The organism is Pseudomonas sp. UBA6753 (assembly GCF_002453565.1).
In the GTDB taxonomy this organism is placed as follows: Bacteria; Pseudomonadota; Gammaproteobacteria; order Pseudomonadales; family Pseudomonadaceae; genus Aquipseudomonas; species Aquipseudomonas putida_Z.
On sequence record NZ_DKHD01000002.1, the window covers coordinates 111,084 to 133,473 of the forward strand.

At 64.1% G+C, this 22,390-nt stretch carries 22 protein-coding genes; 8 read left to right on the forward strand and 14 right to left on the reverse strand.

All coding sequences use genetic code 11. The features are described from left to right. Positions 1–3: 3 nt before the first annotated feature. From gabP to B2790_RS00730, 3 genes are all read right to left on the reverse strand, one after another. Positions 4–1,395 carry a GABA permease gene (gene gabP / locus B2790_RS00720; protein WP_075046444.1) on the reverse strand — a complete coding sequence of 464 codons (1,392 nt, stop codon included), beginning with the start codon at positions 1,393–1,395 and terminating at the stop codon, positions 4–6. A 488-nt stretch (positions 1,396–1,883) separates the two neighbouring features. Further along, positions 1,884–3,227, reverse strand: a complete 1,344-nt coding sequence (locus tag B2790_RS00725; protein WP_286918043.1) for an MFS transporter — start codon at positions 3,225–3,227, stop codon at positions 1,884–1,886. A 176-nt stretch (positions 3,228–3,403) separates the two neighbouring features. Further along, positions 3,404–4,354, reverse strand: coding sequence for a 2-hydroxyacid dehydrogenase (locus tag B2790_RS00730; protein WP_286918044.1), 951 nt, complete (start codon positions 4,352–4,354; stop codon positions 3,404–3,406). Positions 4,355–4,453: 99 nt separating this feature from the next. Here B2790_RS00730 and B2790_RS00735 point away from each other — a divergent pair, with 99 nt between their 5' ends. Continuing rightward, positions 4,454–5,341 (forward strand): LysR substrate-binding domain-containing protein, encoded by an 888-nt coding sequence (locus B2790_RS00735; RefSeq protein WP_137162460.1) that lies wholly within the window; start codon positions 4,454–4,456, stop codon positions 5,339–5,341. A 109-nt stretch (positions 5,342–5,450) separates the two neighbouring features. Here B2790_RS00735 and gudD read toward each other — a convergent pair whose 3' ends face one another. Beyond that, positions 5,451–6,797, reverse strand: a complete 1,347-nt coding sequence (gene gudD, locus B2790_RS00740; protein WP_274078615.1) for a glucarate dehydratase — start codon at positions 6,795–6,797, stop codon at positions 5,451–5,453. Between the two features lie 19 nt (positions 6,798–6,816). Beyond that, positions 6,817–8,169 carry an MFS transporter gene (locus B2790_RS00745; RefSeq protein WP_286918045.1) on the reverse strand — a complete coding sequence of 451 codons (1,353 nt, stop codon included), beginning with the start codon at positions 8,167–8,169 and terminating at the stop codon, positions 6,817–6,819. Between the two features lie 261 nt (positions 8,170–8,430). Here B2790_RS00745 and B2790_RS00750 point away from each other — a divergent pair, with 261 nt between their 5' ends. Beyond that, a complete protein-coding gene (locus tag B2790_RS00750) occupies positions 8,431–9,132 on the forward strand; it encodes a FadR/GntR family transcriptional regulator (protein WP_286918046.1) in 702 nt (233 codons plus the stop codon). Between the two features lie 125 nt (positions 9,133–9,257). Here B2790_RS00750 and B2790_RS00755 read toward each other — a convergent pair whose 3' ends face one another. From B2790_RS00755 to B2790_RS00770, 4 genes are all read right to left on the reverse strand, one after another. Continuing rightward, complete coding sequence (locus tag B2790_RS00755) at positions 9,258–10,268, reverse strand: zinc-dependent alcohol dehydrogenase family protein (protein ID WP_025340731.1); 1,011 nt, start codon at positions 10,266–10,268, stop codon at positions 9,258–9,260. Positions 10,269–10,432: 164 nt separating this feature from the next. Continuing rightward, on the reverse strand, positions 10,433–11,023 hold the full coding sequence (locus tag B2790_RS00760) for an HAD family hydrolase (RefSeq protein WP_286918047.1): 591 nt from the start codon (positions 11,021–11,023) through the stop codon (positions 10,433–10,435). After that, complete coding sequence (gene tesB / locus B2790_RS00765; protein ID WP_046613155.1) at positions 11,020–11,889, reverse strand: acyl-CoA thioesterase II; 870 nt, start codon at positions 11,887–11,889, stop codon at positions 11,020–11,022. The genes B2790_RS00760 and tesB overlap by 4 nt, the downstream gene beginning before the upstream one ends. Before the next feature lie 96 nt (positions 11,890–11,985). After that, positions 11,986–12,555: a GNAT family N-acetyltransferase gene (locus B2790_RS00770; protein ID WP_286918048.1), complete on the reverse strand. Its 570-nt coding sequence runs from the start codon at positions 12,553–12,555 to the stop codon at positions 11,986–11,988. 179 nt (positions 12,556–12,734) lie between these two features. Between B2790_RS00770 and B2790_RS00775 the strand changes: the two genes are divergently transcribed. The 3 genes from B2790_RS00775 to B2790_RS00785 all read left to right on the forward strand — a co-directional run bounded on the left by B2790_RS00775 (position 12,735) and on the right by B2790_RS00785 (position 15,921). Beyond that, positions 12,735–13,427, forward strand: a complete 693-nt coding sequence (locus B2790_RS00775) for a histidine phosphatase family protein (RefSeq protein ID WP_286918049.1) — start codon at positions 12,735–12,737, stop codon at positions 13,425–13,427. A gap of 195 nt (positions 13,428–13,622) precedes the next feature. After that, positions 13,623–14,537: a histone deacetylase family protein gene (locus B2790_RS00780; protein ID WP_137164741.1), complete on the forward strand. Its 915-nt coding sequence runs from the start codon at positions 13,623–13,625 to the stop codon at positions 14,535–14,537. A gap of 148 nt (positions 14,538–14,685) precedes the next feature. After that, the gene (locus B2790_RS00785; RefSeq protein ID WP_286918050.1) at positions 14,686–15,921 is read left to right on the forward strand and encodes a TIGR03862 family flavoprotein; all 1,236 of its coding nucleotides are present in this window, start codon (positions 14,686–14,688) and stop codon (positions 15,919–15,921) included. Between the two features lie 119 nt (positions 15,922–16,040). Here the strand turns inward: B2790_RS00785 and B2790_RS00790 are convergent, their stop codons facing one another. Both B2790_RS00790 and yedA read right to left on the reverse strand, forming a co-directional pair. Then, the gene (locus B2790_RS00790) at positions 16,041–17,372 is read right to left on the reverse strand and encodes a DEAD/DEAH box helicase (RefSeq protein ID WP_013974320.1); all 1,332 of its coding nucleotides are present in this window, start codon (positions 17,370–17,372) and stop codon (positions 16,041–16,043) included. A gap of 55 nt (positions 17,373–17,427) precedes the next feature. Then, positions 17,428–18,348, reverse strand: a complete 921-nt coding sequence (yedA, locus tag B2790_RS00795; protein ID WP_286918051.1) for a drug/metabolite exporter YedA — start codon at positions 18,346–18,348, stop codon at positions 17,428–17,430. A 154-nt stretch (positions 18,349–18,502) separates the two neighbouring features. Here yedA and B2790_RS00800 point away from each other — a divergent pair, with 154 nt between their 5' ends. Continuing rightward, a complete protein-coding gene (locus tag B2790_RS00800; protein ID WP_015271918.1) occupies positions 18,503–18,952 on the forward strand; it encodes an Lrp/AsnC family transcriptional regulator in 450 nt (149 codons plus the stop codon). Here the strand turns inward: B2790_RS00800 and B2790_RS00805 are convergent. The 3 genes from B2790_RS00805 to B2790_RS00815 form a co-directional block, all read right to left on the reverse strand. Further along, positions 18,949–19,554 carry a 3'-5' exonuclease gene (locus B2790_RS00805; protein ID WP_013974323.1) on the reverse strand — a complete coding sequence of 202 codons (606 nt, stop codon included), beginning with the start codon at positions 19,552–19,554 and terminating at the stop codon, positions 18,949–18,951. The genes B2790_RS00800 and B2790_RS00805 overlap by 4 nt on opposite strands. A gap of 8 nt (positions 19,555–19,562) precedes the next feature. Continuing rightward, the gene (locus B2790_RS00810) at positions 19,563–20,042 is read right to left on the reverse strand and encodes an NYN domain-containing protein (protein ID WP_004576858.1); all 480 of its coding nucleotides are present in this window, start codon (positions 20,040–20,042) and stop codon (positions 19,563–19,565) included. A 162-nt stretch (positions 20,043–20,204) separates the two neighbouring features. Next, positions 20,205–20,960 (reverse strand): DUF2076 domain-containing protein, encoded by a 756-nt coding sequence (locus tag B2790_RS00815; protein WP_137162469.1) that lies wholly within the window; start codon positions 20,958–20,960, stop codon positions 20,205–20,207. A 166-nt stretch (positions 20,961–21,126) separates the two neighbouring features. Between B2790_RS00815 and B2790_RS00820 the strand changes: the two genes are divergently transcribed. Together B2790_RS00820 and B2790_RS00825 are read left to right on the forward strand one after the other, a co-directional pair. Further along, complete coding sequence (locus B2790_RS00820; protein ID WP_286918052.1) at positions 21,127–21,783, forward strand: YciC family protein; 657 nt, start codon at positions 21,127–21,129, stop codon at positions 21,781–21,783. A gap of 87 nt (positions 21,784–21,870) precedes the next feature. Next, positions 21,871–22,365, forward strand: a complete 495-nt coding sequence (locus B2790_RS00825) for a hypothetical protein (RefSeq protein WP_286918053.1) — start codon at positions 21,871–21,873, stop codon at positions 22,363–22,365. Positions 22,366–22,390 lie beyond the last annotated feature (25 nt).

Here is a 22,390-nt window from a genome sequence, read left to right on the forward strand (position 1 = left end):
CAATCACCCCATCGAACGCACCCCCACAGGTTGCGCATTGCCCCGCGTGGTTACGATCCCCAGGAAGGAAATCACGATCGCCAGGCCCAATGTCGAGCTCACTTCCGCCCGGTGTTCAGGCGTGAACATCATGACCGCCAGTGCTCCGCCAATGAACAGGATCACCGCCCAGGTCAGGTACGGGAACAGCCACATGCGGAACTTCAGCTCGGTGTTTTCCCGCTCCAGGCGGCGGCGCATGCGCAGCTGCGAAATGGCGATGACCATGTACACCAGCAAGGCAATGGCGCCGGAGCTGGCCAGCAGGAACTCGAACACGCCCTTCGGCGCGAAGTAGTTGAGGATGGCAATGGCCGCGCCGATCAGCGTGCTGCCGAATACCGCAGCGCGTGGCACACCGACCTTGGAGGTCTTGTTGAGCATGGCCGGGGCGTCACCGCGCTTGGCCAGCGAGTACATCATCCGCGAGGCAATGTAGATCGAAGAGTTCATGCAGCTGGTCACTGCCACCAGCACCACCAGGTCGACCATGAAGGCCGCGTTGGGGATGTTCATGATCTCCAGCGCACGCTGGTAGGAACCCACCACCGCCAGCTGCGGGTCGTTCCACGGCACCACCGAAATGATCACGAAGATCGACAGGATGTAGAAGGTGCTGATGCGCCAAATCACCGAGCGAGTGGCCTTGGCGATGTTGCGCGACGGGTCGCTGGATTCGGACGCGGCGATGGTCACCGCTTCGGTGCCGATGAAGCTGAACATCACGGTGATGAACGCACCAACCACGGCCGACCAGCCCTTCGGCGCGAAGCCGCCGTGCTCGGCCATCAAGCCGCTCAGGCCGCTGACCTCGCGGTTGGGTAGCCAGCCCATCAGTGCGGCGAAACCCAGGCCGATGAAACCGAGAATGGCCGTGACCTTGAGGATGGCGAACCAGAACTCGAACTCACCGTACTTGGCCACGCTGAACAGGTTGGTACCAGCCAGCAGCAGCACCGAAGCCAGGGCGAATATCCAGCTGTCCACCTGCGGGAACCAGGCGTTCAGCACATGCCCGGCGGCCAGTGCTTCGATCGGGATTACCAGTACCCAGAACCACCAGTACAGCCAGCCGATGGTGTAGCCGGCCCAGCGGCCGATGGCCTGCTCGGCGTAGGTGGAAAACGATCCGGTGTCCGGGTGTGCCACGGCCATTTCGCCGAGCATGCGCATGACCAGTACCACCAGGGTCCCGGCCACGAAATAGGAAATTATGGTAGCTGGCCCGGCTGCCGCGATGGCGTGGCCAGAGCCGACGAAAAGTCCGGCGCCGATGATGCCGGCGATAGACAGCATCGTTACATGACGTGGCTTGAAACCTTGTGCAAGGTTGCCATCAGATCCCACGGTGTTCATTGATGTTGTTCTCTTTTTGCTGACACAAGGATGGACGGGCAGGTGTAGGCGAAAATATCTCCTTTGAAATCAATAAGTCGACACGTTACTCGCGCTCTGTTGTTGATATTTGGCACGCGTCACAGAGCAACGTGTCAGTGTAGGTCGGGCTTCATTTAAGCCCCGCAGGGCTGTGGGAAATTACACGAGAACGCCCCGGAACTGTTCGATCACGACAGGGCATTTCCATGAACGCCAGATGTCGCGAATGGCATGCCCGATCGCGTCACCAGGCCGTCTGGAGCTTTTGTTTTTCATTTGGGTGTGTTTATGGCTGTACTGGCCCTTTCGCGGGCTCGCCCGCTCCCACAAGTACTCCACGCCCCTCAAACCTGTGGTGTACCTGTGGGAGCGGGCAAGCCCGGGAAAGGGCCGGTGCAGGCATCACCACTTTCTGCCAGCCACAAAAAAGCCCCGGTCTCCCGGGGCCTCTGTTGCCAGGCGTCTGCCTACGCCTGCCCGGTACGCTCGAAGCGTCGGGCCAGCAACAGGTAAGCGAGGATCCCCAGCACGCCATGGGCGGCCACGAACCAGAGTGCGTTGTGGAACGAGCCGGTGCTGGCCACCACATAACCGATCACCAACGGGGTGACGATACCGGCGATGTTGCCGATGCCGTTGAACACGCCACCGCACAGGCCAACCATCTTCTTCGGCGCCACATCCGACAACACCGCCCAGCCCACCGCCGCCAGGCCCTTGCCGAAGAAGGCCAGGGTCATCAGGGCGATCACTGCGGCATTGCCGTCCACATAGTTGGCCAGCACCAGGCTGGTGGACAGCCCCATGCCGATGATGAACGGGGTCTTGCGCGCCCTGGACGGGTGCACGCCACGGCGGATCAGCCAGTCGGACACGAAGCCACCGAGAATGCCACCGGTAAAACCGCAGATTGCCGGCAACGCGGCCACCCAGCCGGCCTCCATGATGGTCATGCCACGGCCCTTGATCAGGTAGATCGGGAACCAGGTGATGAAGAAGTAGGTGAGCGCGGTGATGCAGTACTGGCCCAGGTACACCGCCCACAGGTTACGGCTGGTGAACAGTTGCGCAAGCTCGGCCCGGGTCGGTTTGCTCTTGGCGGTCTTGCGTTCTTTTTCCAGGTCGACCAGGGCGCCGCCTTCACGCATGTACTCCAGCTCTTCGGGGCTCAGCCCTGGCGCACTGTGCGGCTCGTGGTACAAGCGGAACCACGCCACGCTCAACGCCAGCCCCAGCACGCCCATCCAGATGAACACCTGCTCCCAGCTCAGCGCATGGGTCATCCACGCCATCAATGGTGCGAACACCACCACGGCCATGTACTGCGCCGAGTTGAACAGTGCCGAGGCGGTGCCGCGCTCGCGGGTGGGGAACCAGCAACTGACGATGCGCGAGTTGGCCGGGAAGGCCGGCGACTCAACCAGGCCCAGCATGAACCGCATTGAGAACAGCGCCACGGCGGCGGACACACCAGCCAGGCCCATCCAGCCCACGGTCCCTTGCAGCAGGGTGAACAGCGACCAGAGGATCAGGCTGATGCCGTAGACCCGGCGAGCGCCGAAGCGGTCGAGCAACCAGCCGCCAGGCACCTGGCCCAGGGCGTAGGCCCAGGCGAAAGCAGAGAAGATCATGCCCAGCATGACCGGGTCCAGGCCGAGGTCCTTGAGCACCTCGGTGCCGGTAATCGACAGGGTGGCGCGGTCGGCGTAGTTGATGACGGTGATGACGAAGATCAGTGCCAGGACCAGGAAGCGATGGCGACCGATCCCGGCCACGGCCTGCGGTGCGGCGACGGCGGATTTGCTGTTCATGTGGACCCTCTTGCTTCTCGGTGGAAGCGATTGTTCTTGTGCGGAGAAGGTGTGGCCCTCGGGGCCTTGTGTTGCCTGTGCCGGCCTCTTCGCGGGCTTGCCCGCTCCCACAGGAGCTGCACAAACCTCAGGACCTGTGGTGTCCCTGTGGGAGCGGGCAAGCCCGCGAAAGGGCCTTAGGGGTGGATCACCCGATTCGGCGGCATCTCACCCCGGAAGCAAGCCTCCAGGTTGAGCAAGACCAAGCGCCCCATTTCCAGCCGGGTCTGCAGCGTGGCGCTACCCCGGTGCGGTTGCAGGCTGACTTGGTTCAGGTCACGCAGTGCCGGCGGCACATGCGGCTCGTCGACGAACACATCCAGCCCGGCACCGGCAATGCGCTGCTCGCGCAACGCCTCGACCAGCGCGTCCTCATCCACCAACTTGCCGCGCGCTACATTGACCAGGTACCCCTTTGGCCCCAGTGCATCGAGCACCTCGGCCGTCACCAGCACCTGGCCGCCATCGGCGGCAGCGGAGACCACCAGCACATCCACCGAACGCGCCAGCTCGACCAAGTCGGCCTCATAGCGGTAGCCGGTTTCTGGTTGCTCGCGCCGCCCGTTGTAGGCAATGCGCATGTCGAATGCAGCGGCACGCCGAGCGATAGCCTTGCCCACCTCGCCAAGCCCGACGATGCCCAGTTCGATACCGCTGACCTTGCGCGCCAATGGCAGGTCGACCTTGCCCCACAAGCCATCACGCACCAGCCGCTCGCCCTCGCCCAGGCGGCGCAAGGTGCCGATGATCAAGCCCATGGCCAGGTCGGCCACATCGGCGGTGAGCACGCCCGGCGTAGTGGTGACATGGATGCCGCGGCTGGCCGCATGGCGCAGGTCCACGGCATCGGTGCCGATGCCGCTGATGGCGATGATCTCCAGCGCGGGCAGTTGCTCCATCAGCTCATTGGACAGCCCCTTGGCACCGCCTGTAACCACACCACGAATGCGCGGGCCGGCTGCGTCGAGCAACTGTTGCGGGTTGGAATGCTGATAAAGGCGATGTACCCGATAGGCGCTGACCAGCCGGGCGTCGATGGCCTCTGGTACTGGCTGGGTCAACAGCACTTCGATGGGGTTTTCGTTCATGGTGGGCATCCGGCAGTTCGAAGACATGACTCGATGCTAGGCCGGCATTTGATACAGGTCTAATATAGATACTGGATCGAATAATTCAGGAATTGAATCATGGAGCTGCATCAGCTGCGCTGTTTCGTGGCCGTGGCCGAAGAGCTGCATTTCGGCCGCGCCGCCACCCGCCTGCACATGACCCAACCGCCCTTGAGCCGGCAGATCCAGTTGCTGGAACATGCCCTCGGCGTGTTGCTGCTCGAGCGTAACAACCGCCAGGCGCGGCTGACCCTGGCGGGCCAGAGCTTTCTCGAAGACGCCCGTCGCATCCTGCAGATCGCCGAGTCGGCCAGCCAATCGGCGCGGCGCATCGCTCATGGCGAAGCGGGCCGGTTGACCCTGGGTTTCACCGCAGTGGGTGCCTACAGCATGATCCCGCGCTTGCTGGTGCATGCCGGGCAGGCGCTGCCGGACATCGAACTGGTGCTCAGCGAACGCGTCTCCAGCACCCAGGTGCATGACCTGGAGGCAGGGCTGATCGATGTTGGCCTGGTGCGCCAGGTGCTGCCCAGCGCGCGTGTGGAGTACCTGCCGATCCACCGCGAACCCTTCATCGCCGCCCTGCCCGCCTGGCATGCGCTGGCGGCACGCGAGCGGCTCAGGCCGAGCGATTTCGATGAACAACCGTTCGTGATGTACAGCGCCAACGAAGGGCGCTATTTCCATGACCGCATCGCCAACCTGTTTGCCCGGCATGAGGTGCAGCCGCGGTACCTGCACCAACTGGGGCAGACCCACTCGATACTGGGGCTGGTCAATGTGGGGCTGGGCTGCGCGGTGGTGCCGGCCTCGGCGCAGGCATTGCGCCTGGAGCAGGTGGTGTTCAGGCCATTGGTGGGGATGGAGCAGCAGGCGGAGATTTTCCTGGCGTTCTGCCGGGATAACCCTAACCCGGTGCTGGGGGCATTCGTGGCGATGGCGCGGAAGTTTTTCGAAGCAGGTTGATTTGTGCCTGCCTCTTCGCGGGCTTGCCCGCTCCCACAGGATAAATGCAGGCCTGGAGCCTGATGCAGTACCTGTGGGAGCGGGCAAGCCCGCGAAAGGGCCAGCAGCCTCAGCGCACCAGGCAAGGCCGCTTGTTATCGAAGCTCCACCCCGGAATCAGGAACTGCATTGCCACGCTGTCATCCCGCGCGCCCAACCCCATGTTGCGGTAGCACTCATGCGCCTTGGCCAGCTGGTCTTCATCCAGCTCCACCCCAAGCCCCGGCCGCGCCGGCACGTGCACATGCCCGTCGACGATGCGCAGTGGTTCGCGGGTCAGGCGCTGGCCGTCCTGCCAGATCCAGTGGGTGTCGATCGCAGTGATTTCACCCGGCGCCGCAGCCGCCACCTGGGTGAACATTGCCAGCGAGATATCGAAGTGGTTGTTGGAATGCGAACCCCAGGTCAGCCCCCAGTCGTTGCACATCTGCGCCACCCGTACCGACCCCTGCAAGGTCCAGAAGTGCGGGTCGGCCAGCGGAATGTCCACCGACTGCAACTGGATCGCATGGCCCATCTGCCGCCAGTCGGTAGCGATCATGTTGGTGGCGGTGGGCAGGCCGGTGGCGCGGCGGAACTCGGCCATCACCTCACGGCCCGAGTAGCCGTTCTCGGCACCGCACGGGTCTTCGGCGTAGGCCAGCACATCGTGCTTGTCGCGGCACAGGGCAATGGCCTCCTTCAATGACCAGGCACCATTCGGGTCGAGGGTGATGCGGGCTTCGGGGAAGCGTTCGGCCAGCGCCGTTACCGCTTCCATCTCCTCCTCGCCGCGCAACACCCCGCCCTTGAGTTTGAAGTCGCTGAAGCCATAGCGCGCCTCGGCGGCCTCGGCCAGGCGCACCACCGCGTCCGGGGTCAGGGCCTTTTCGTGGCGCAGGCGGAACCAGTCGTCCTCGGCATCGGCTTCGTTGCGGTAGGCCAGGTCGGTCTGCTGGCGGTCGCCGATGTAGAACAGGTAACCGAGCATCTTCACCGCCTCGCGCTGCTGCCCCTCCCCCAGCAGTGCCGCCATCGGCACGTTCAGGTGCTGGCCGAGCAGGTCGAGCAGCGCCGACTCGATGGCCGTCACCGCATGCACGGTGATGCGCAGGTCGAAGGTCTGCAGGCCGCGACCAGCCGAGTCACGGTTGGCGAAGGTCTGGCGCATGGCATTGAGCACGCGCTGGTAATGGCCGATCGGCTGGCCGACCACCAGGCTGCGGGCGTCCTCCAGTGTCTGGCGGATCTTCTCGCCGCCGGGCACCTCGCCCAACCCGGTATTGCCGGCGCTGTCACGCAGCACCACCACGTTGCGGGTGAAGAACGGGCCATGGGCACCACTGAGGTTGAGCAGCATGCTGTCGTGCCCGGCGACGGGGATCACGCGCAGATCAGTGACCACGGGGGTGCTGGTGTGAAGGGTCTGCATGTTCATGGTTGTTGTCTCGCAGTCATCAATGGCTCTGACCCAGGGCCGAAGGGGCCTTGAGGTCATCGGAAGGGGCGCCCTTTGGGCGAGTGCGTACGAAGAAGATGGCAATGGCTGCCAGCACCGAGGTCACCGCCAGGCCGTACAGGCCGCCCTGGATCGAACCGGTCTGCTGCTCCAGCAGGCCGAAGGTGGTGGGGGCGACGAAGCCGCCGAGGTTGCCGACCGAGTTGATCAACGCGATCACCGCTGCGGCGATGCGGGCATCCAGGTAGCCCTGCGGGATCGGCCAGAACAGCGACGATGCCGACTTGAAACCGATGGCCGCGAAGCACACCGCGACAAAGGCGAACACTGGCCCACCCGTGGTGGACATGAACATGCCGATGGCAGCGATCACCAGCGCACCTGCGACCCAGGCTTGCTGGAACTTCCAGCGCGCCGAACCTGCGGCGAAGGCATACATGGCCAGGATCGAGATCAGCCACGGGATCGAGTTGAAGAAGCCGACCTGCAGGTCGCTGAGGTCACCCATGCGCTTGATGATGCTCGGCAGCCAGAAGGTGGCGGCGTAGATGGTCAGCTGGATGCAGAAGTAGATCAGGCAGAACAGCAGGATCTGGCGGTCCTTGAGCAGGCTCCAGGCCGATGGCCTGACCGCGCCGACCGCTTCGCGCTCAAGCTGCTCGCGATCGATGGCGGCCACCAGTGCTTCCTGCTCGGCCTGGCTCAGCCACTTGGCGTCCTGCGGCCTGGAGTCGAGCCAGAAGAACACGAAGAAGCACAGCGTCACCGAGGCCATGCCTTCGATGAACAGCATCCACTGCCAGCCATGCATGCCCAAGCCCTGGATCTGCATCAGCGCGCCGGCCAGCGGCCCGGAAATCAGCGACGCCAATGCCGAGCCGCTGAGGAAGATGGCAATCGCCTTGCCACGCTCGGCGGCCGGCAACCAGCGGGTGAAGTAGTAGATCACCCCGGGGAAGAAGCCCGCTTCGGCAACGCCCAGCAGAAAGCGCAGCACGTAGAACTGGGTTTCGTTCTGCACGAAGGCCATGGCCGTGGCCACCAGCCCCCAGGTGAACATGATGCGGGTCAGCCACAGCCGTGCCCCGACCTTCTGCAGCAACATGTTCGAGGGCACTTCGAACAGCGCGTAGCCAATGAAGAACAGGCCGGCGCCAAAGCCATAAGCCGCGGCGCTGATGCCCAGGTCGCTTTCCAGATGGGGGCGGACGAAGCCGATGTTGACGCGGTCCAGGTAGTTGACGATGAACATGATGACGAACAGCGGCAGGACGTGGCGCTTGACCTTGGCCACGGCGCTGGCCAGGGCGTCGCCTTCATTCCGGGCAGACGGAGCGAGGGTATCGTTCACTTGCGGATCTCCCACTAATTGTTTTTGTGCGGGTCGAGGTTGTCTGACATGGCAGTGGGGAGGAGCATATGCGCAGCGCAGTTGTACGACAAGATCAACAACATCGGCAAAATCACAAAATACAAGCTACCGCAAAGCCAATATGCGTCGATCTTGCAAAAACAGTCAAACTACTCGCTGGCTTGACCGCAGGAAAAATCGGCAAGAAATATTTTTATCGATTAACTTGTCGTACAAGTACAACAACAATCGGATCACACCATGGCCACCGAACAAGCCCACAAACGCGGCCACAGCCGTGCCCATGACCTGGTCTCCAGCCTGACCCAACAGATCTTGCTGGGTACCTTCAAGCCAGGCGACAAGTTGCCCTCGGAAAACAGCCTGGTGCGCGAACATGGGGTCAGCCGCACCGTGGTCCGCGAGGCCCTGTCGAAATTGCAGGCCTCGGGGCTGGTGGAGCCACGCCACGGTATCGGTACGTTCGTGATGGAGCGCCAGGCCCAGGCCGGCCTGCGCATCGCTGCGGAAAGCGCGGCGAATGTACGCGACCTGCTGGAGCTGCGCATCGGCATGGAAGGCCAGGCCGCCGCCCTGGCCGCGCTACGCCGTGACGAGGGGCACCTGAGGCGAATGCGCCAGGCGCTGGATGACTACCAGGACCTGGCCGCCGCCGGCGACAGCTGCATCGAGGCCGACCGGCGCTTTCACCTGTTGATCGCCGAGGCCTCTGGCAACCTGTACTTCACTGAAATGCTGTTGCAGCTGGGCAACGGCCTGATCCCGCGCAACCGCATGGCTCTGGCCGAACGCAGCGGGGCGAAGCTGGCGCGGCAGGCGTACCTGGCCAACCTCGAGCATGAGGCGATCCTCAATGCCATCCGCCGGCAGGACCCGGACGCGGCGCGGGCAGCGGTGTGCCTGCACCTGTCCAATAGCCGCGACCGGTTGTTGCCGGACTAGGGGCCGCTGCGCGGCCCGATCGCCGGCAAGCCAGCTCCCACAGGGGTAGCGAATGGCTTGAGGCCGATGCGGTCGAAGTGGGAGCTGGCTTGCCGGCGAATGGGCTGCAAAGCAGCCCCCCGCCATTACCAGGTCAGGCAGATCTTGCCGAAATGCCGGTTGCTCTCCTGATAACGGAACGCCTCGACGATCTGTTCCAGCTCGAAATGCTTGTCCACCACCGGCCGCAGGCCGTTGGCATCGATCGCCCGCACCATCGCCTGCTGCTGGGCGCGGCTGCCCACCAGCACGCCTTGCAGGCGAATCTGCCGCACCAGCGCCTGCACCAGCGGCAATTGCCCGGCCACGCCGGTGAGGATGCCGATCAACGACACATGCCCACCAATGCGCGCGGCAATCATCGATTGCTCCAGCGTCGCCGGGCCACCCACTTCGATCACATGGTCGACGCCGCGGTTGCCGGTCAGCTCGCGCACTTTCTCACCCCACGCCGGGGTGCTCTTGTAGTTGATCAGGTGGTCGGCACCCAGGGCCTTCAGGCGCTCCAGCTTGGCGTCGCTGGACGAGGTAGCGATCACCGTCGCGCCGGCCAGCTTGGCAAACTGCAGGGCGAAGATCGACACACCGCCGGTGCCCTGCACCAGCACCGTATCGCCTGGCTTGAGATGGTCGTCGCTCATCAACGCACGCCAGGCCGTGAGACCGGCCGTGGTCAGCGTGGCAGCTTCTGCATGGCTGAAGCCCTTGGGCGCCAGGGTGAAGGCGGTGGCGCGAGCGGTGACCTGTTCACGGGCGTAACCATCGATACCGTCGCCGGGCACCCTGGCGAAGCCTTCCACATTGGCCTGGCCGTCGAGCCAGTCGGGGAAGAAGGTACTGACCACATTGTCACCGACCTGGAACTCGGTGACGCCGCTACCCACCGCGACCACTTCGCCAGCGCCATCGGCCATGGGGATGCGCCGCTCGCTCGGGCCCCACATGCCGCTGACAACGGCGAAATCGTGGTAGTTGAGCGAGCTGGCGTGCAGGCGCACGGTGATTTCACCGGCCTGGGGGGCGAGAGCCTCGCTGGTACCGACCTCGACCTTGTCGTAGCCGCCGCCGGGTTTTACGTAGATGGCCTTGCTGGTCATGGATAGGTCTCCTTCAGGGAAAAGATTGGGGTTCAGCATAGACAGGTCCGGCCTCTTCGCGGGCTTGCCCGCTCCCACAGGATCTACACCACCCTCAACAGCACTGCAGTACCTGTGGGAGCGGGCAAGCCCGCGAAAGAGGCCCGCACAGGCGACACAAAAACTCAGCCCAGCATTACCCTCAATGCCCGGCAATCGGCCGCATGCCAATCCACCAGTTCCGGCCACGGATTGTCCGGCAGGTTCACCAGCACCGTGCGCGCCCCTGCGGCCCGCCCACAGTCCAGGTCAAACCGGTAATCCCCCACCATCACCAGCTCACCCGGTGCCACACCCCAGGCATTGGCAATCTTCAGCAGCCCATCCGGGCTTGGCTTGGGCGCCGCTTCGTCACGCCCCAGAATGTGCTCCACCGGGAAGCAGTCCGCCAGGCCGATGGCCTCCAGCGTCACATGCGCCAACTCACGGGCATTGCGGGTCAGAATGCCCAGCCGGCAACCACGCTGGGCCAGTTCGCGCACCAGTTCCACCGCCCCGGTGGCCGCCGTGGAGGCAATCGCCAGGTCACGCTCGTGCTCCAGCAGCCAGGCATGCTTGGCCGCCGCCTCGTCCGCCGGCAAGGCTGCCAGGTGGGTGAGGATGTCGTGCTCGGCCGGGATATCCAGCGCTACGCGGATGGCGGCAAAATCGTGCACGGCCACGGTCAGGGTGCCGTCCATGTCGAACACCCAGTTGCGCACCTCGCCCAGGCTCATGCCCAGTCCTTGCGATGGCGAATCAGGCCTTCCTGGCACGACGACGCCACCAGTTGCCCGGCCTGGTTGAAGATGCTGCCGCGGCAGAAGCCACGGGCATTGCCCGCCCAAGGGCTGTCGGTGGCGTACAGCAGCCACTCGTCGGCACGCAGGTTGCCATGGAACCACAGCGAATGGTCGAGGCTGGCGATCTGCATGTCACGCTGCCACACCGATTTGCCATGGGGCAGCAACGCAGTGGTCAGCAGGCCGAAGTCCGAGGCGTAGGCCAGCATGTATTTGTGCAGGGCGGGGATATCGGGCAGGTTGCCGTCGGCGCGGAACCAGGCGTACTTCACCGGGTCGCCAGGCTTGGGGTTGAACGGGTCGCGCTCGGTGACCGGGCGGATCTCGATCGGCTTGGCGCACAGCACCTTGTCGCGAATGCGCTCGGGCAACTGGTCGGCCATGGCCCGAGCCAGCTCGACTTCAGTGGGCAGGTTCTCCGGGCCGACCACCTCGGGCATCTGCGCCTGGTGCTCGAAACCTTCCTCGTCGTACTGGAACGAAGCGCTGCAGGTGAAGATCGGCTGGCCCTTCTGAATCGCAGTCACCCGCCGGGTGCTGAAGCTGCCGCCATCGCGCACGCGGTCCACCGAATACACCACCGGCAGGCTGGCATCGCCAGGGCGCAGGAAGTAGCCGTGCAACGAATGCACATGGCGTGCATCCTCGACCGTCTGGCTGGCCGCCGACAACGATTGGCCCAGTACCTGCCCACCGTACAGCTGGCGGAAGCCCAGGTCCTGGCTGCGGCCACGGAACAGGTTCTCCTCGATGGACTCGAGGCTCAACAGGTCGACCAGGTCGTCCAACACATGACTCATCGGGGGTTCTCCTAGCAAGGCAAACAGGTCTCTACAGCACTCTTATGAAGGCAAATGATACAGGGTTTGTCATTCGCGCCGGGCATGGCCATGCATTCAGGCGCGCAGGGTACGCTCCCAGTTTGCGCGGTCGATGCGGTACAGCACATGCGGGCGCAGCGGATGGCCCACGGGCAGGCGGGGGTGTTCGAAACTGCCATTCAGGTCCTGCTGCATACCGATGGCCTGCATGACCTTCTGCGAGGGCAGGTTGCTCTTGCTAGTGAACGACACCACCTCCTCCAGGCGCAATTGGGCGAAAGCACAGCGCAGGCAGGTCCACGCCGCCTCGCTGGCGAAACCCAGGCCCCAGTGGCGGCGTGCCAGGCGCCAGCCGATCTCCACCGCCGGCGCAAAATCGGCATCGAAGCCCACGTGCAGCAACCCGGTCATGCCGATGAAGGCACCGCTGTCCTTGCGCTCCAGGGCCCACAGGCCAAAGCCGTACTCATTGAAATGCCCGCGCACGCGGCCGATCAGCGCGGCTGCCTCCACGCGCGTCAGCGGCGCCGGGAAGTAGCGCATCACCTGCGGGTCGGCACACAGGGCGGCGAACTCGCGCAGGTCGTCGTCGTGCCATTGGCGCAGCACCAGCCGCGCGCTTTCCAGTTGCAGGATAGGGGTCATCGGGCGTGCTCCGGTTTTACCGTCTTGCAGTTTACAGCGTAGGCGCGGGTGCAGGTTTCACCCAGCCGGCGCAGCCGAATGCAATTTTCACACGCCCTTCACCGCCCCCCGACAGGCCTGTTGGCAGGATGCCAGCCAATACCGCCGCGCCAGCCGCGACCATGCCAACGGAGCAACGCATGCTATCGAGCAACACCCTGGGGCACCCAGCCATCCACGCCAGGCGCAAGCGACGCCTGACCCGCAAAGCCCTCGGTGCCGCCCTTGGCCTGTGCATGGTCGTGGCGGCGTTGAGCACCTGGCTGGCGACGAGGACGCACATCGTGGACCTTGGCAACGAACGACAATTGAGTGACAGCGGCCTGCTGCAGGACTGGGCCGACGGTGCGGTGATCGTGATGATCCGCCACGCCGAGCGCTGCGACAGCGCCCCCGGCCCGTGCCTGGACGACCCCACCGGCATCACCGTGGCCGGCAGCCAGGCTGCCGAACGTGTTGGCCAAGGGCTGCACCAGCTGGGCCTGAACAACGCCGATATGCTCAGCAGCCCGAAACTGCGCACACGGCAAACCGCGCATTTCATCCTTGGCCAGGCGGTGGCCAGTGAGGACTGGCTGGAAAGCTGTGACAGCCAGTTCGCCAGCGAAGCGCTGGCACACAAACGACCGGGGCATAACCTGGTGCTGGTGACCCACAACGGCTGCATCGACCATTTTGCCCGCCAGCAGAAGGTTGCGGGGGGCGAGCGTGAAAGCGGCTATGCCAGTGCGCTGTTCGTTTCGGTGGATGGCAATGGCAAGACGCGCATCCTCGGCCGCCTGAACGAGCCGGACTGGCAACGGGTGCTGGCCAGTACCACGAAACAGCACTGACGCCACTCCTGCCTGCCAGGGCAACTGCCTTGCACTGCCCTTTCTGGCCTCATCGCCGGCAAGCCAGCTCCCACAGGTATCCCATAGCCTTTTCGCCTTGTGCAGTACCTGTGGGAGCTGGCTTGCCGGCGATTGGGCAGCAAAGCTGCCCCAGCCATGGCAAGATCAGCACTGGCCCCGATAGCGACCCCACCCATGCCGTTGCCGCTGATCTACCACGAAGACTACAGCCCGGAGTTCCCTGCCGAACACCGCTTCCCCATGGACAAGTTTCGCCTGCTGCACGACCACTTGATCGACAGCGGGCTGACCACCGACCAAGCCCTGCTGCGCCCGGACATCTGCCCCAACGACATCCTCGCCCTAGCCCACGACCGCAGCTACATCGAGCGCTACATGAACGGCGACCTGTCGCGTGAGGACCAGCGCCGCCTCGGCCTGCCCTGGAGCGAGGCCCTGGCTCGGCGTACCGTGCGCGCCGTAGGCGGCTCGCTGCTGAGCGCCGAGATGGCGCTGCAGCACGGCATCGCCTGCCACCTTGCCGGCGGCACCCACCACGCCCATTACGACCACCCTGCCGGCTTCTGCATCTTCAACGACCTGGCCGTGATCAGCCGCTACCTGCTGGAGGCTGGCCGGGTACACCGGGTACTGATCTTCGACTGCGATGTGCATCAGGGTGACGGCACCGCGCGCATCCTGCACGACACACCAGACGCCATCACCGTGTCGCTGCACTGCGAACAGAACTTCCCGGCGCGCAAGGCACAAAGCGATTGGGACATCCCCCTGCCCCGCGGTATGGGCGACATGGCCTACCTGAAGGTGGTGGACGACGCCCTCAACTACCTGCTGCCACTCTATCGACCCGACCTGGTGCTGTACGACGCCGGGGTCGATGTGCACAAGGACGACGCCCTGGGCTATCTGCAACTGACCGATACAGGCGTTGCCGCCCGCGACGAAGCGGTACTGCGCCACTGCCTGGGCCGCGACATCCCGGTGGTGGGCGTGATCGGCGGTGGCTACAGCAAGGACCGCGCAGCCTTGGCCAGGCGCCATGGCATCCTTCATCACAGCGCGGCACGCGTCATCGGTTGTTCACAATGACTGTGGAACCGCTTGTGGATAACCTGCGGGAAAGGCGCTGCAGCCCTTTACATGCAAGGCCTGCAAAGCTCTGATCATTTTTTGAGCAGTGCTTCCACAGGCCGCGCTGCGCTAGAATGCGCCTCTTTTCCACAGCCTGCTGCCCACCATGCCTGATCTGAGCCCCGCCTCCCCTCCCCTCGCTGTCGTCATCGGCGGCGGCCCAGCCGGCCTGATGGCCGCCGAAGCACTGGCCCAGGCGGGCCTGGCGGTCGAGGTGTTCGATGCCATGCCTTCGGTGGGCCGCAAGTTCCTGCTGGCGGGTGTCGGTGGCATGAACATCACTCATTCCGAGCCCTACCCGGCGTTCGTCAGCCGGTATGCCGAGCGCCAGGGCGAAATCGCCGCGCTGCTGCAGGACTTCGATGCCGACGCCTTGCGCCAGTGGATTCACGGCCTGGGTATCGAAACCTTCGTCGGCACCTCGGGCCGGGTGTTCCCCACCGACATGAAAGCCGCGCCACTGCTGCGCGCCTGGCTCAAGCGCCTGCGCGACAGCGGGGTAGTTATCCACACCCGTCACCGCTGGTTGGGCTGGAATGCCGAAGGCGCATTGCGGATTGCTTATCCACAAGGCGAGCGCCTGGTGAAGGCCGCCGTGGTGGTGCTGGCGCTGGGTGGCGGCAGCTGGGCGCGACTGGGCTCGGACGGTAGCTGGCAGCCGCTGCTGGCCGCACGGGCTGTGGATATCTCGCCCTTGCAACCCAGCAACTGCGGTTTTGAAGTGGCAGGCTGGAGTGCGCTGCTCAAGGACAAGTTCGCCGGTGCGCCGTTGAAGAACATTGCCCTCAGCGTTCCCGGCAGCGCGCCGCGCAAGGGCGAGTTCATCCTCACCGCGCAGGGTGTGGAAGGCAGCCTGGTGTATGCATGGTCAGCGCTGGTGCGCGAGGCCATCAACCGTGAGGGCCACGGGGTGTTGCTGCTCGACCTGTTGCCGGACAAGCCTGTGGACAAGATTGCCCAGGCGCTGGCCAAGCCACGGGGTTCGCGCTCCATGGCCAAGCACCTGCACAGCCAGCTGGGTATCGATGGGGTCAAGGCGGCGCTGTTGCGCGAGCTGACCGATCAGGCGACCTTTGCCGACCCTGGTGCCTTGGCGAGGGCGATCAAGGCATTGCCGATCACGCTGGTGCGCACGCGGCCACTGGATGAGGCGATCAGCAGCGCGGGCGGGGTGCGTTTCGAGGGGCTGGATGAGGGCTTGATGGTCAAGGGCATGCCGGGGGTGTTCTGTGCCGGCGAGATGCTGGACTGGGAGGCGCCGACTGGGGGGTATCTGCTGACAGCGTGCTTTGCCAGCGGCTTGCGCGCCGGGCGGGCGGCGGCAAGCTGGCTGAAGTCCTGACACATACTCGATCCACTGTGGGAGCGGGCGTGCCCGCGAATACGGGCGAAGCCCGTGCCATGCACCGCAGTGCCTGTTTCGCGGGCACGCCCGCTCCCACAGGGGCCAAGCTTCCCTGGCTACGGCTTACGCTTGCGCGCCCCACCATTGAAGCTCGGCACCTTGCGCACCGCCTTCACCGCCGGCTCCGCACTGCCTGATTCAGCACTGTCCATCCAGCGCCCCAATCCGCGCTTGGCGCTGTTTTCCTTCGGCTTCTTGGGCTTCTTCGGCTTCTTGATCACCTGGCCACTGGCGTCGGTCATCGGCACCCGGTGGTCAGGGATGAAGTCCGGCTCTTCATGACGCGGCAGGGTCTGCCGGGTCAGCACTTCGATTGCCGCCAGCAGCTGCACTTCATCTGCACACACCAGCGAGATCGCCTCGCCCTTGTTGCCCGCCCGCCCGGTACGCCCGATGCGGTGCACGTAATCCTCGGCAACGATCGGCAGGTCAAGGTTGACCACCAGCGGCAAGTCGTCGATATCCAGGCCGCGGGCCGCCACATCGGTCGCCACCAGCACCTGGATTTCGCGGGCCTTGAAGCTGTCCAGCGCGCGCTGGCGGGTGGCTTGCGGGCGGTCACCGTGGATACCGTCGGCATTCACACCCTCGGCCAGCAAGCGCTCCACCAGTTGATCGACGCCATTGCGGGTCTTGGCGAACACCAGCACCTGCTTCCAGCGCTGCTTGCGCAGCAGGTGGCAGAACAGGTCGACCTTGCGCTTTTTATCCACAGGCACCAGCCACTGCTTGACGCTGGTGGCCGTGGCATTGCGCGGGCTGACTTCGATGCTCAGCGGGTCGTTCAGGGCCAGCCCCGCCAGCATGCGGATCTGGTCGGAAAAAGTGGCGGAGAACAGCAACGTCTGGCGCTTGCGTGGCAGCGCGGCGTACACCGACTGCAGCTCTTCGGCAAAGCCCAGGTCAAGCATGCGATCGGCTTCGTCCAGCACCAGGGTCTGCACCTGGTTGAACTTCACGGCGTTCTGCCGGAACAGGTCGAGCAAGCGCCCCGGGGTGGCCACCAGCAGGTCGACACCACGGCGCAGGCGCATCATCTGCGGGTTGATGCTGACCCCGCCATACACCGCGTAGGTACTCAGCGGCAGGTTCTCGGCATACTCGCGCACGTTGTTGTGCACCTGCTCGGCCAGCTCACGAGTGGGCACCAGCACCAGCGCGCGGATCGAGTTGCTGGCCACCTTCTCGCCTTCCAGCGCCAGGCGCTGCAGCACAGGCAGGGCAAAGCCCGCGGTCTTGCCGGTACCGGTCTGGGCCGCGGCCATCAGGTCGCGGCCGGCCAGCACGGCGGGGATGGCCTTGGCCTGCACCGGGGTCGGGGTGGTGTAGTCCAGTTGCTGCAGGGTGCGCAGCAGCGGTTCGATCAGGCCGAGTTTGGCGAAATTCATGGCAATACCGTCAGGGGGTTCAGCGAAGGCGGCAAGTTTACCGCATCACCCCTGCCTACTTGCAGATTTCGCCTTTCAACGGCTGCGCCGGCTCAGGTGCCTTGCGCCACTGCGGCAGGCCGATCAGCACGACCGCGCCGATGATCACCGCCATGGCCACACATTCTTCGGCACCAATCTGCTCACCGGCAAAGACGATGCCCAGCAGCACGGCCACCGCTGGGTTGACGTAGGCATAGCTGGTGGCGGCTGCCGGGCGCACATGCTTGAGCAGGTACATGTAGGCACTGAACGCCAGGATCGAACCGAAGAACACCAGGTAGGCCAGTGCCCCCCAGCCGGCAGCGGTCGGCATCTGCGTCATGCGCTCGCCAGACAGCACGCTGCCGAGCAGCAGCACAGCGCCACCAACCAGCATTTCCGCGGCGCTGGCCATGGGCCCCTGGGGCAGCGGCAAGGTCTTGCTCCACACCGAGCCGAATGCCCACGAGGCTGCCGCAAAGATGATCAGCGCCGCGCCAATCGGGCTTGCCTGCAGGTTGGAGCCCAGGTTCAGCAGGCCGATACCCGCCAGCCCGAGGGCGATCCCCGCCCACTCCAGCTTCGAATTGCGGTGCCCGAACAGCAGGCCGAACAGCAAGGTGAACAGCGGCACCGTCGCCACCGCCAGTGCCGCCACGCCCGAGGCCACACCGGCATGCTCGGCCACGGTCACGCCACCATTGCCACAGCTGAGCAGCAGGAAACCGATCGCCCCCGCAGCCCGCCACTGCGGCCAGGTCGGTGCCGGCACACCGCGCCAGCGCAAGAAGCCATACAGCAGGCCCCCGGCAATCAGGAAGCGCACCCCGGCCATGAGCATCGGTGGCCAGCTCTCGACGCCTATGCGAATGAACAGGTAGGTGGAGCCCCAGACCAGGTACAAGGCCAGGAAAGCGCCAATGAGCAACAACGGGAAGCGACGGGAGGCAGGCATGGGAAACACTCGAAATCCGTTTACGGGTGGCTTAGTTTAGAAAGGCCACCGTGTAAACTTAAGTTACAAAACAGCTTTAAATTGCCCGAACACTTTGCATTGCATGGTTATTCGGATGCTTTTCAATCGAATCGAAACCAAGCAGGAATAACCCATGGACAAGTACGACCGCATGCTGCTCGCCGCCCTGCTCGACAATGGCCGCGCCACCTTCGCCCAACTGGCGCGCCAGGTGAACCTGTCGGCACCGGCGGTGGCCGAGCGGGTGGCCAAGCTCGAGGCCAGCGGGGTTATCACCGGCTACCAGGCCAAGGTCGACATGAGCAAGATCGGCCTGCCGATCCAGTGCGTGATCGAACTGCGCCTGGCCAGCCACGGCAACCAGCAGGCCTACGAAGCGTTGACCCAGATCCCCCAGTTGACCGAATGCCACCGGGTAACCGGCGACCCCTGCGTCATCATGCAGGCAGCGGTGGGTTCGATGCCGGAGCTGGAAGAACTGATCAACCGAGTCGCGCAGTTCGGCTTCAGCAAGACCTCGATCATTCTCTCAAGCGCTGTGGAGCGGCGGGTGCCGCTGGCGCAACTGGAGAAGAAGCCCTAACAGTACCTGGCCAGAGCTTCACGAACCTTGGCGGCCGGGGTTTTCTGCAGGCGGCAGAGCAGGTCGTGCGAAAGCTGCTGTACACCGTGGCTCTGGCGCAGCACGCCAGCCAGATGTTGCAGCAGGTTGGCGGCCATTTCGGCATCGGCCATGGCACGGTGCGCGGTACCGGTATCCGGCAGCCCGGCCCAGCGGGTCAAGGTGCCCAGCTTGTGGTTCGGTGCCGCCGGCAAAAGGCGCCGTGACAGCAGCAGGGAACAGGCGAAGGCCTGGCTGCGGCTACGGCCGATGCGGCTCAGTTCGTAGTCCCAGAACTTCTGGTCGAAGGCGGCATTGTGTGCCAGCAGCGGGGTACCACCAACGAACTCGGCCACTTCGTTCATCACCTTGTCCACCGGCGGCGCACTGCGCAGCATGGCGGTGGTGATGCCAGTGAGCCCGGCGACGAAGGCCGGTACCGGCACGCCCGCGTTCATCAGGCTCTGATAGCGCTCGACGATGCGCCCGCCCTCCAGCATCACCACCGCCACCTCAGTGGCGCGGCAGCCGGCGCCGGGGCTGATGCCGGTGGTTTCAAAGTCGATGACAGCGATACGTTCCATGAAAAATCTCAGTGTTTTAGCAACAGCGCACCCTCGATGGGCACATAACGGGTGGCGGCACGGATCAGCGACAGTGCGGTAAGCCCGGGCACACCATACACCACTGCCTCGGTGCCATGGCGCTGTATCACCCGCTCCAGCAGCAGGTCGAAATCGCCGTCGCCGGAGGCCAGTACCACTTGGTCGACGCGGCTGGCGGCGTCGATCACATCCAGGGTGATACCCACATCCCAGTCACCTTTGGCCGAGCCATCGCTGCGCTGGATGAAGGGCTTGAGGCGCACATCGAAACCGAGATTGCGCAGGATCTGCTGGAACTGCTGCTGCTTGCTGTCACCACGGTCGATGGCATAGGCCACGGCCTCGACGATCTGGCCTTCGCGGCTGACATCGGCCCACAGGGCGGTGTAGTTGAAATGGCAGCCGTGGGCCTGGCGCACGGTGTAGTAGAGGTTCTGCACATCGGCGAACAGCGCGATCTTTTTCACCTTGGAACCCCTTGGTCGGCCTGGAATGCTGGGGGCTGCCTTGCAGCCCTTTCGCGACACAAGGCCGCTCCTACAGGGGTTCGCGTACCCTTGCAGGAGCGGCCTTGTGTCGCGAAAGGGGCGCAAAGCGCCCCCAAAATTGCCAGCAGTATGCCAGACCTGTCAGACGTACGAATCGTCGTCCGAGAAGAACCCGCCATCATCGCTGCCATAATCGCTGTCGGCATAACCACCCTGGTCGCTGCCCCAACCACTGTCGTCAGCCACCTGCTGCTGCGCCCCCGAGTCGTTCCAGCCTCCGCTGTCGCTGGCCGGGGCCGGCTCTTCCTTGATCACCTCGACCACCTCCTCCGGCTGCGAGTTGTGGTTGAACAGGCTGCTGATGCCCTGCGCCAGCAACACACCACCCGCCACACCGGCCGCAGTCTGCATCGCACCGCCGAGGAAGCTGCTGGCACCACTGCGTGCCGGCGCAGCGCCAAAGGCAGGCTGCTGCGCTTGTGGCTGGGAAAAGCCCGGCGCCGACGGCTCACGCCAGCCACCGCCGGATGCCACGGGGGCTGCAGCGGGACGCTGCGGTTGCACGGTCGGGGCCGCATTGCGCCCAGACGAACCAAAGATGCTGGACAGGAAACCACCACCGCCATTGCTCGGCGCGCTGCTGGCACGGGCGGCCTCGGCCTGGGCACGGGCCTGCTTCAGTTCGGCTTCCAGTTGCTTGTTCTGCTCGTCGAGGCGCTTGATCGCTGCCTCCTGCACCAGGATCGCCTGGGCCATGTAATAAGGCGCCGCCGGCTGCTGACGCACATGTTCCTCGATGCATGCCTGGGCCTGCGCATCACGTGGCTGGCTCGGGTCCTCGGCTTGCTTGAGGCGGCCGAACAGGCCGTCGATCAGGGTTTGTTCTTCAGTATTCATGGGGCGACCTCGTGGGGTAGCGGACAACGGACAGCGTCAAAGATGGGGCGTACAGGCGTGGGATTCAATCACCGGTGGCGTGAAACTTTTTTCAGCAAGTGACAGCCCCAGGCCTGCTTTGGGCTAAAGTTATGCCCCTGTTTTTACTGCCATGCGATGTAGACCGATGAACCCGCTGAGCGTCCTGCGCGACTCCCTGTACTTCTTCCGCCGCCACCTGCCGAACATCCTCCAGCTGTGCCTGCCGCTGGTGGTGCTGGAATCCTTGCTCACCCAACTGCTGTACCGGCAGATGGGCGACCAGGCATCGCCGGCCTACGGCATGCTGATCAGCCTGCTGTTCTACCCGCTGTACAGCGCCGCGCTGATCCTGTACCTCGACACCCGCAGCAACGGCCAGGAAATCGCCAAGCGAGACCTGTTCGCCCGCGCCGTGCAACTGTGGCCGCAGCTGGCCCTGCTGATCCTGATCAGCTCGCTGCTGATCATGGCCGGCCTGGCGCTGTTCATCTTCCCGGGCGTGTGGATCATGATCAACCTGGTGTTCGCCGAGTACCTGCTGGTACTGCGCGGCCTGCCGGTGGTGCAGTCCATGCGCGAGAGCGCACGCATGACCACCGGACACTTCATGCGCATCATGATCTGCGTGCTGGGGGTGCTGGCACCGATCTGGCTGATCGACGGGCTATTGCTGATGGCTTTTCCCGAACCCGCAGCGGGTGCCCAACTGGCCATGGACAGCCTGAGCGGCTTCCTGCAGCTGTTCAGTACCGTGGTGCTGTATCGCCTGTTCATGCTGCTGGAAGGTGAAGCCGGGGCTTGAGGCGTCTGGGAAAATCTTCATTCTGCTCGCACGCCCGACGGTGGCATTAGTGTAAACACACCTTCAATGCCATTAGAGGAAAACGTCATGGAGCAAACAATCAGTACTCAATATGCCGAATCGTTTCGAGGCCGGCTTTTAATGTGCGTCGACGGTGGCTATGCCAATACCCGGATTAGTCGTAGTGGCGACAAAACCGATGATAGTTTCTTTGATTTCTCCCCTGGGAATGACTGGTTAATATTGGGCGGACGCACGCTGCCGCCACTGTTGGAGTTCCGTTATATCTCCAAAACCGAAGATCGCCTGCATTATCACATCCACCTTTGGGGACAACCAGACAAGAAGTTGGGTGTCAGCCGCAATGGCTACCTCGGCTTCTACAAGTATGCCGAAGTCACCGATTACTGGGTGATCGAGCCACTGCACCTGCTCAATGGATCTCTCATCTGTCATCTGCGAGACCAAAGCGGGCAGAGCGTGGGCGCCATTGACTACAAACGAGACGAGTACCAAGAAACGTTAGCCCCGCTGAATGTCAAGAAAGGTCAGATCGTCACCTTCGACCTGACGAAATATTAATTCATAGGGAGTACTTCGATGAAGC

Bases quoted from the DNA above. Each gene is read 5' to 3' on its own strand.
- gabP (WP_075046444.1), bottom strand. From the start codon at position 1,395: ATGAACACCGTGGGATCTGATGGCAACCTTGCACAAGGTTTCAAGCCA.
- B2790_RS00725 (WP_286918043.1), bottom strand. From the start codon at position 3,227: ATGAACAGCAAATCCGCCGTCGCCGCACCGCAGGCCGTGGCCGGGATC.
- B2790_RS00730 (WP_286918044.1), bottom strand. From the start codon at position 4,354: ATGAACGAAAACCCCATCGAAGTGCTGTTGACCCAGCCAGTACCAGAG.
- B2790_RS00735 (WP_137162460.1), top strand. From the start codon at position 4,454: ATGGAGCTGCATCAGCTGCGCTGTTTCGTGGCCGTGGCCGAAGAGCTG.
- gudD (WP_274078615.1), bottom strand. From the start codon at position 6,797: ATGAACATGCAGACCCTTCACACCAGCACCCCCGTGGTCACTGATCTG.
- B2790_RS00750 (WP_286918046.1), top strand. From the start codon at position 8,431: ATGGCCACCGAACAAGCCCACAAACGCGGCCACAGCCGTGCCCATGAC.
- B2790_RS00755 (WP_025340731.1), bottom strand. From the start codon at position 10,268: ATGACCAGCAAGGCCATCTACGTAAAACCCGGCGGCGGCTACGACAAG.
- B2790_RS00760 (WP_286918047.1), bottom strand. From the start codon at position 11,023: ATGAGCCTGGGCGAGGTGCGCAACTGGGTGTTCGACATGGACGGCACC.
- tesB (WP_046613155.1), bottom strand. From the start codon at position 11,889: ATGAGTCATGTGTTGGACGACCTGGTCGACCTGTTGAGCCTCGAGTCC.
- B2790_RS00770 (WP_286918048.1), bottom strand. From the start codon at position 12,555: ATGACCCCTATCCTGCAACTGGAAAGCGCGCGGCTGGTGCTGCGCCAA.
- B2790_RS00775 (WP_286918049.1), top strand. From the start codon at position 12,735: ATGCTATCGAGCAACACCCTGGGGCACCCAGCCATCCACGCCAGGCGC.
- B2790_RS00780 (WP_137164741.1), top strand. From the start codon at position 13,623: ATGCCGTTGCCGCTGATCTACCACGAAGACTACAGCCCGGAGTTCCCT.
- B2790_RS00785 (WP_286918050.1), top strand. From the start codon at position 14,686: ATGCCTGATCTGAGCCCCGCCTCCCCTCCCCTCGCTGTCGTCATCGGC.
- B2790_RS00790 (WP_013974320.1), bottom strand. From the start codon at position 17,372: ATGAATTTCGCCAAACTCGGCCTGATCGAACCGCTGCTGCGCACCCTG.
- yedA (WP_286918051.1), bottom strand. From the start codon at position 18,348: ATGCCTGCCTCCCGTCGCTTCCCGTTGTTGCTCATTGGCGCTTTCCTG.
- B2790_RS00800 (WP_015271918.1), top strand. From the start codon at position 18,503: ATGGACAAGTACGACCGCATGCTGCTCGCCGCCCTGCTCGACAATGGC.
- B2790_RS00805 (WP_013974323.1), bottom strand. From the start codon at position 19,554: ATGGAACGTATCGCTGTCATCGACTTTGAAACCACCGGCATCAGCCCC.
- B2790_RS00815 (WP_137162469.1), bottom strand. From the start codon at position 20,960: ATGAATACTGAAGAACAAACCCTGATCGACGGCCTGTTCGGCCGCCTC.
- B2790_RS00820 (WP_286918052.1), top strand. From the start codon at position 21,127: ATGAACCCGCTGAGCGTCCTGCGCGACTCCCTGTACTTCTTCCGCCGC.
- B2790_RS00825 (WP_286918053.1), top strand. From the start codon at position 21,871: ATGGAGCAAACAATCAGTACTCAATATGCCGAATCGTTTCGAGGCCGG.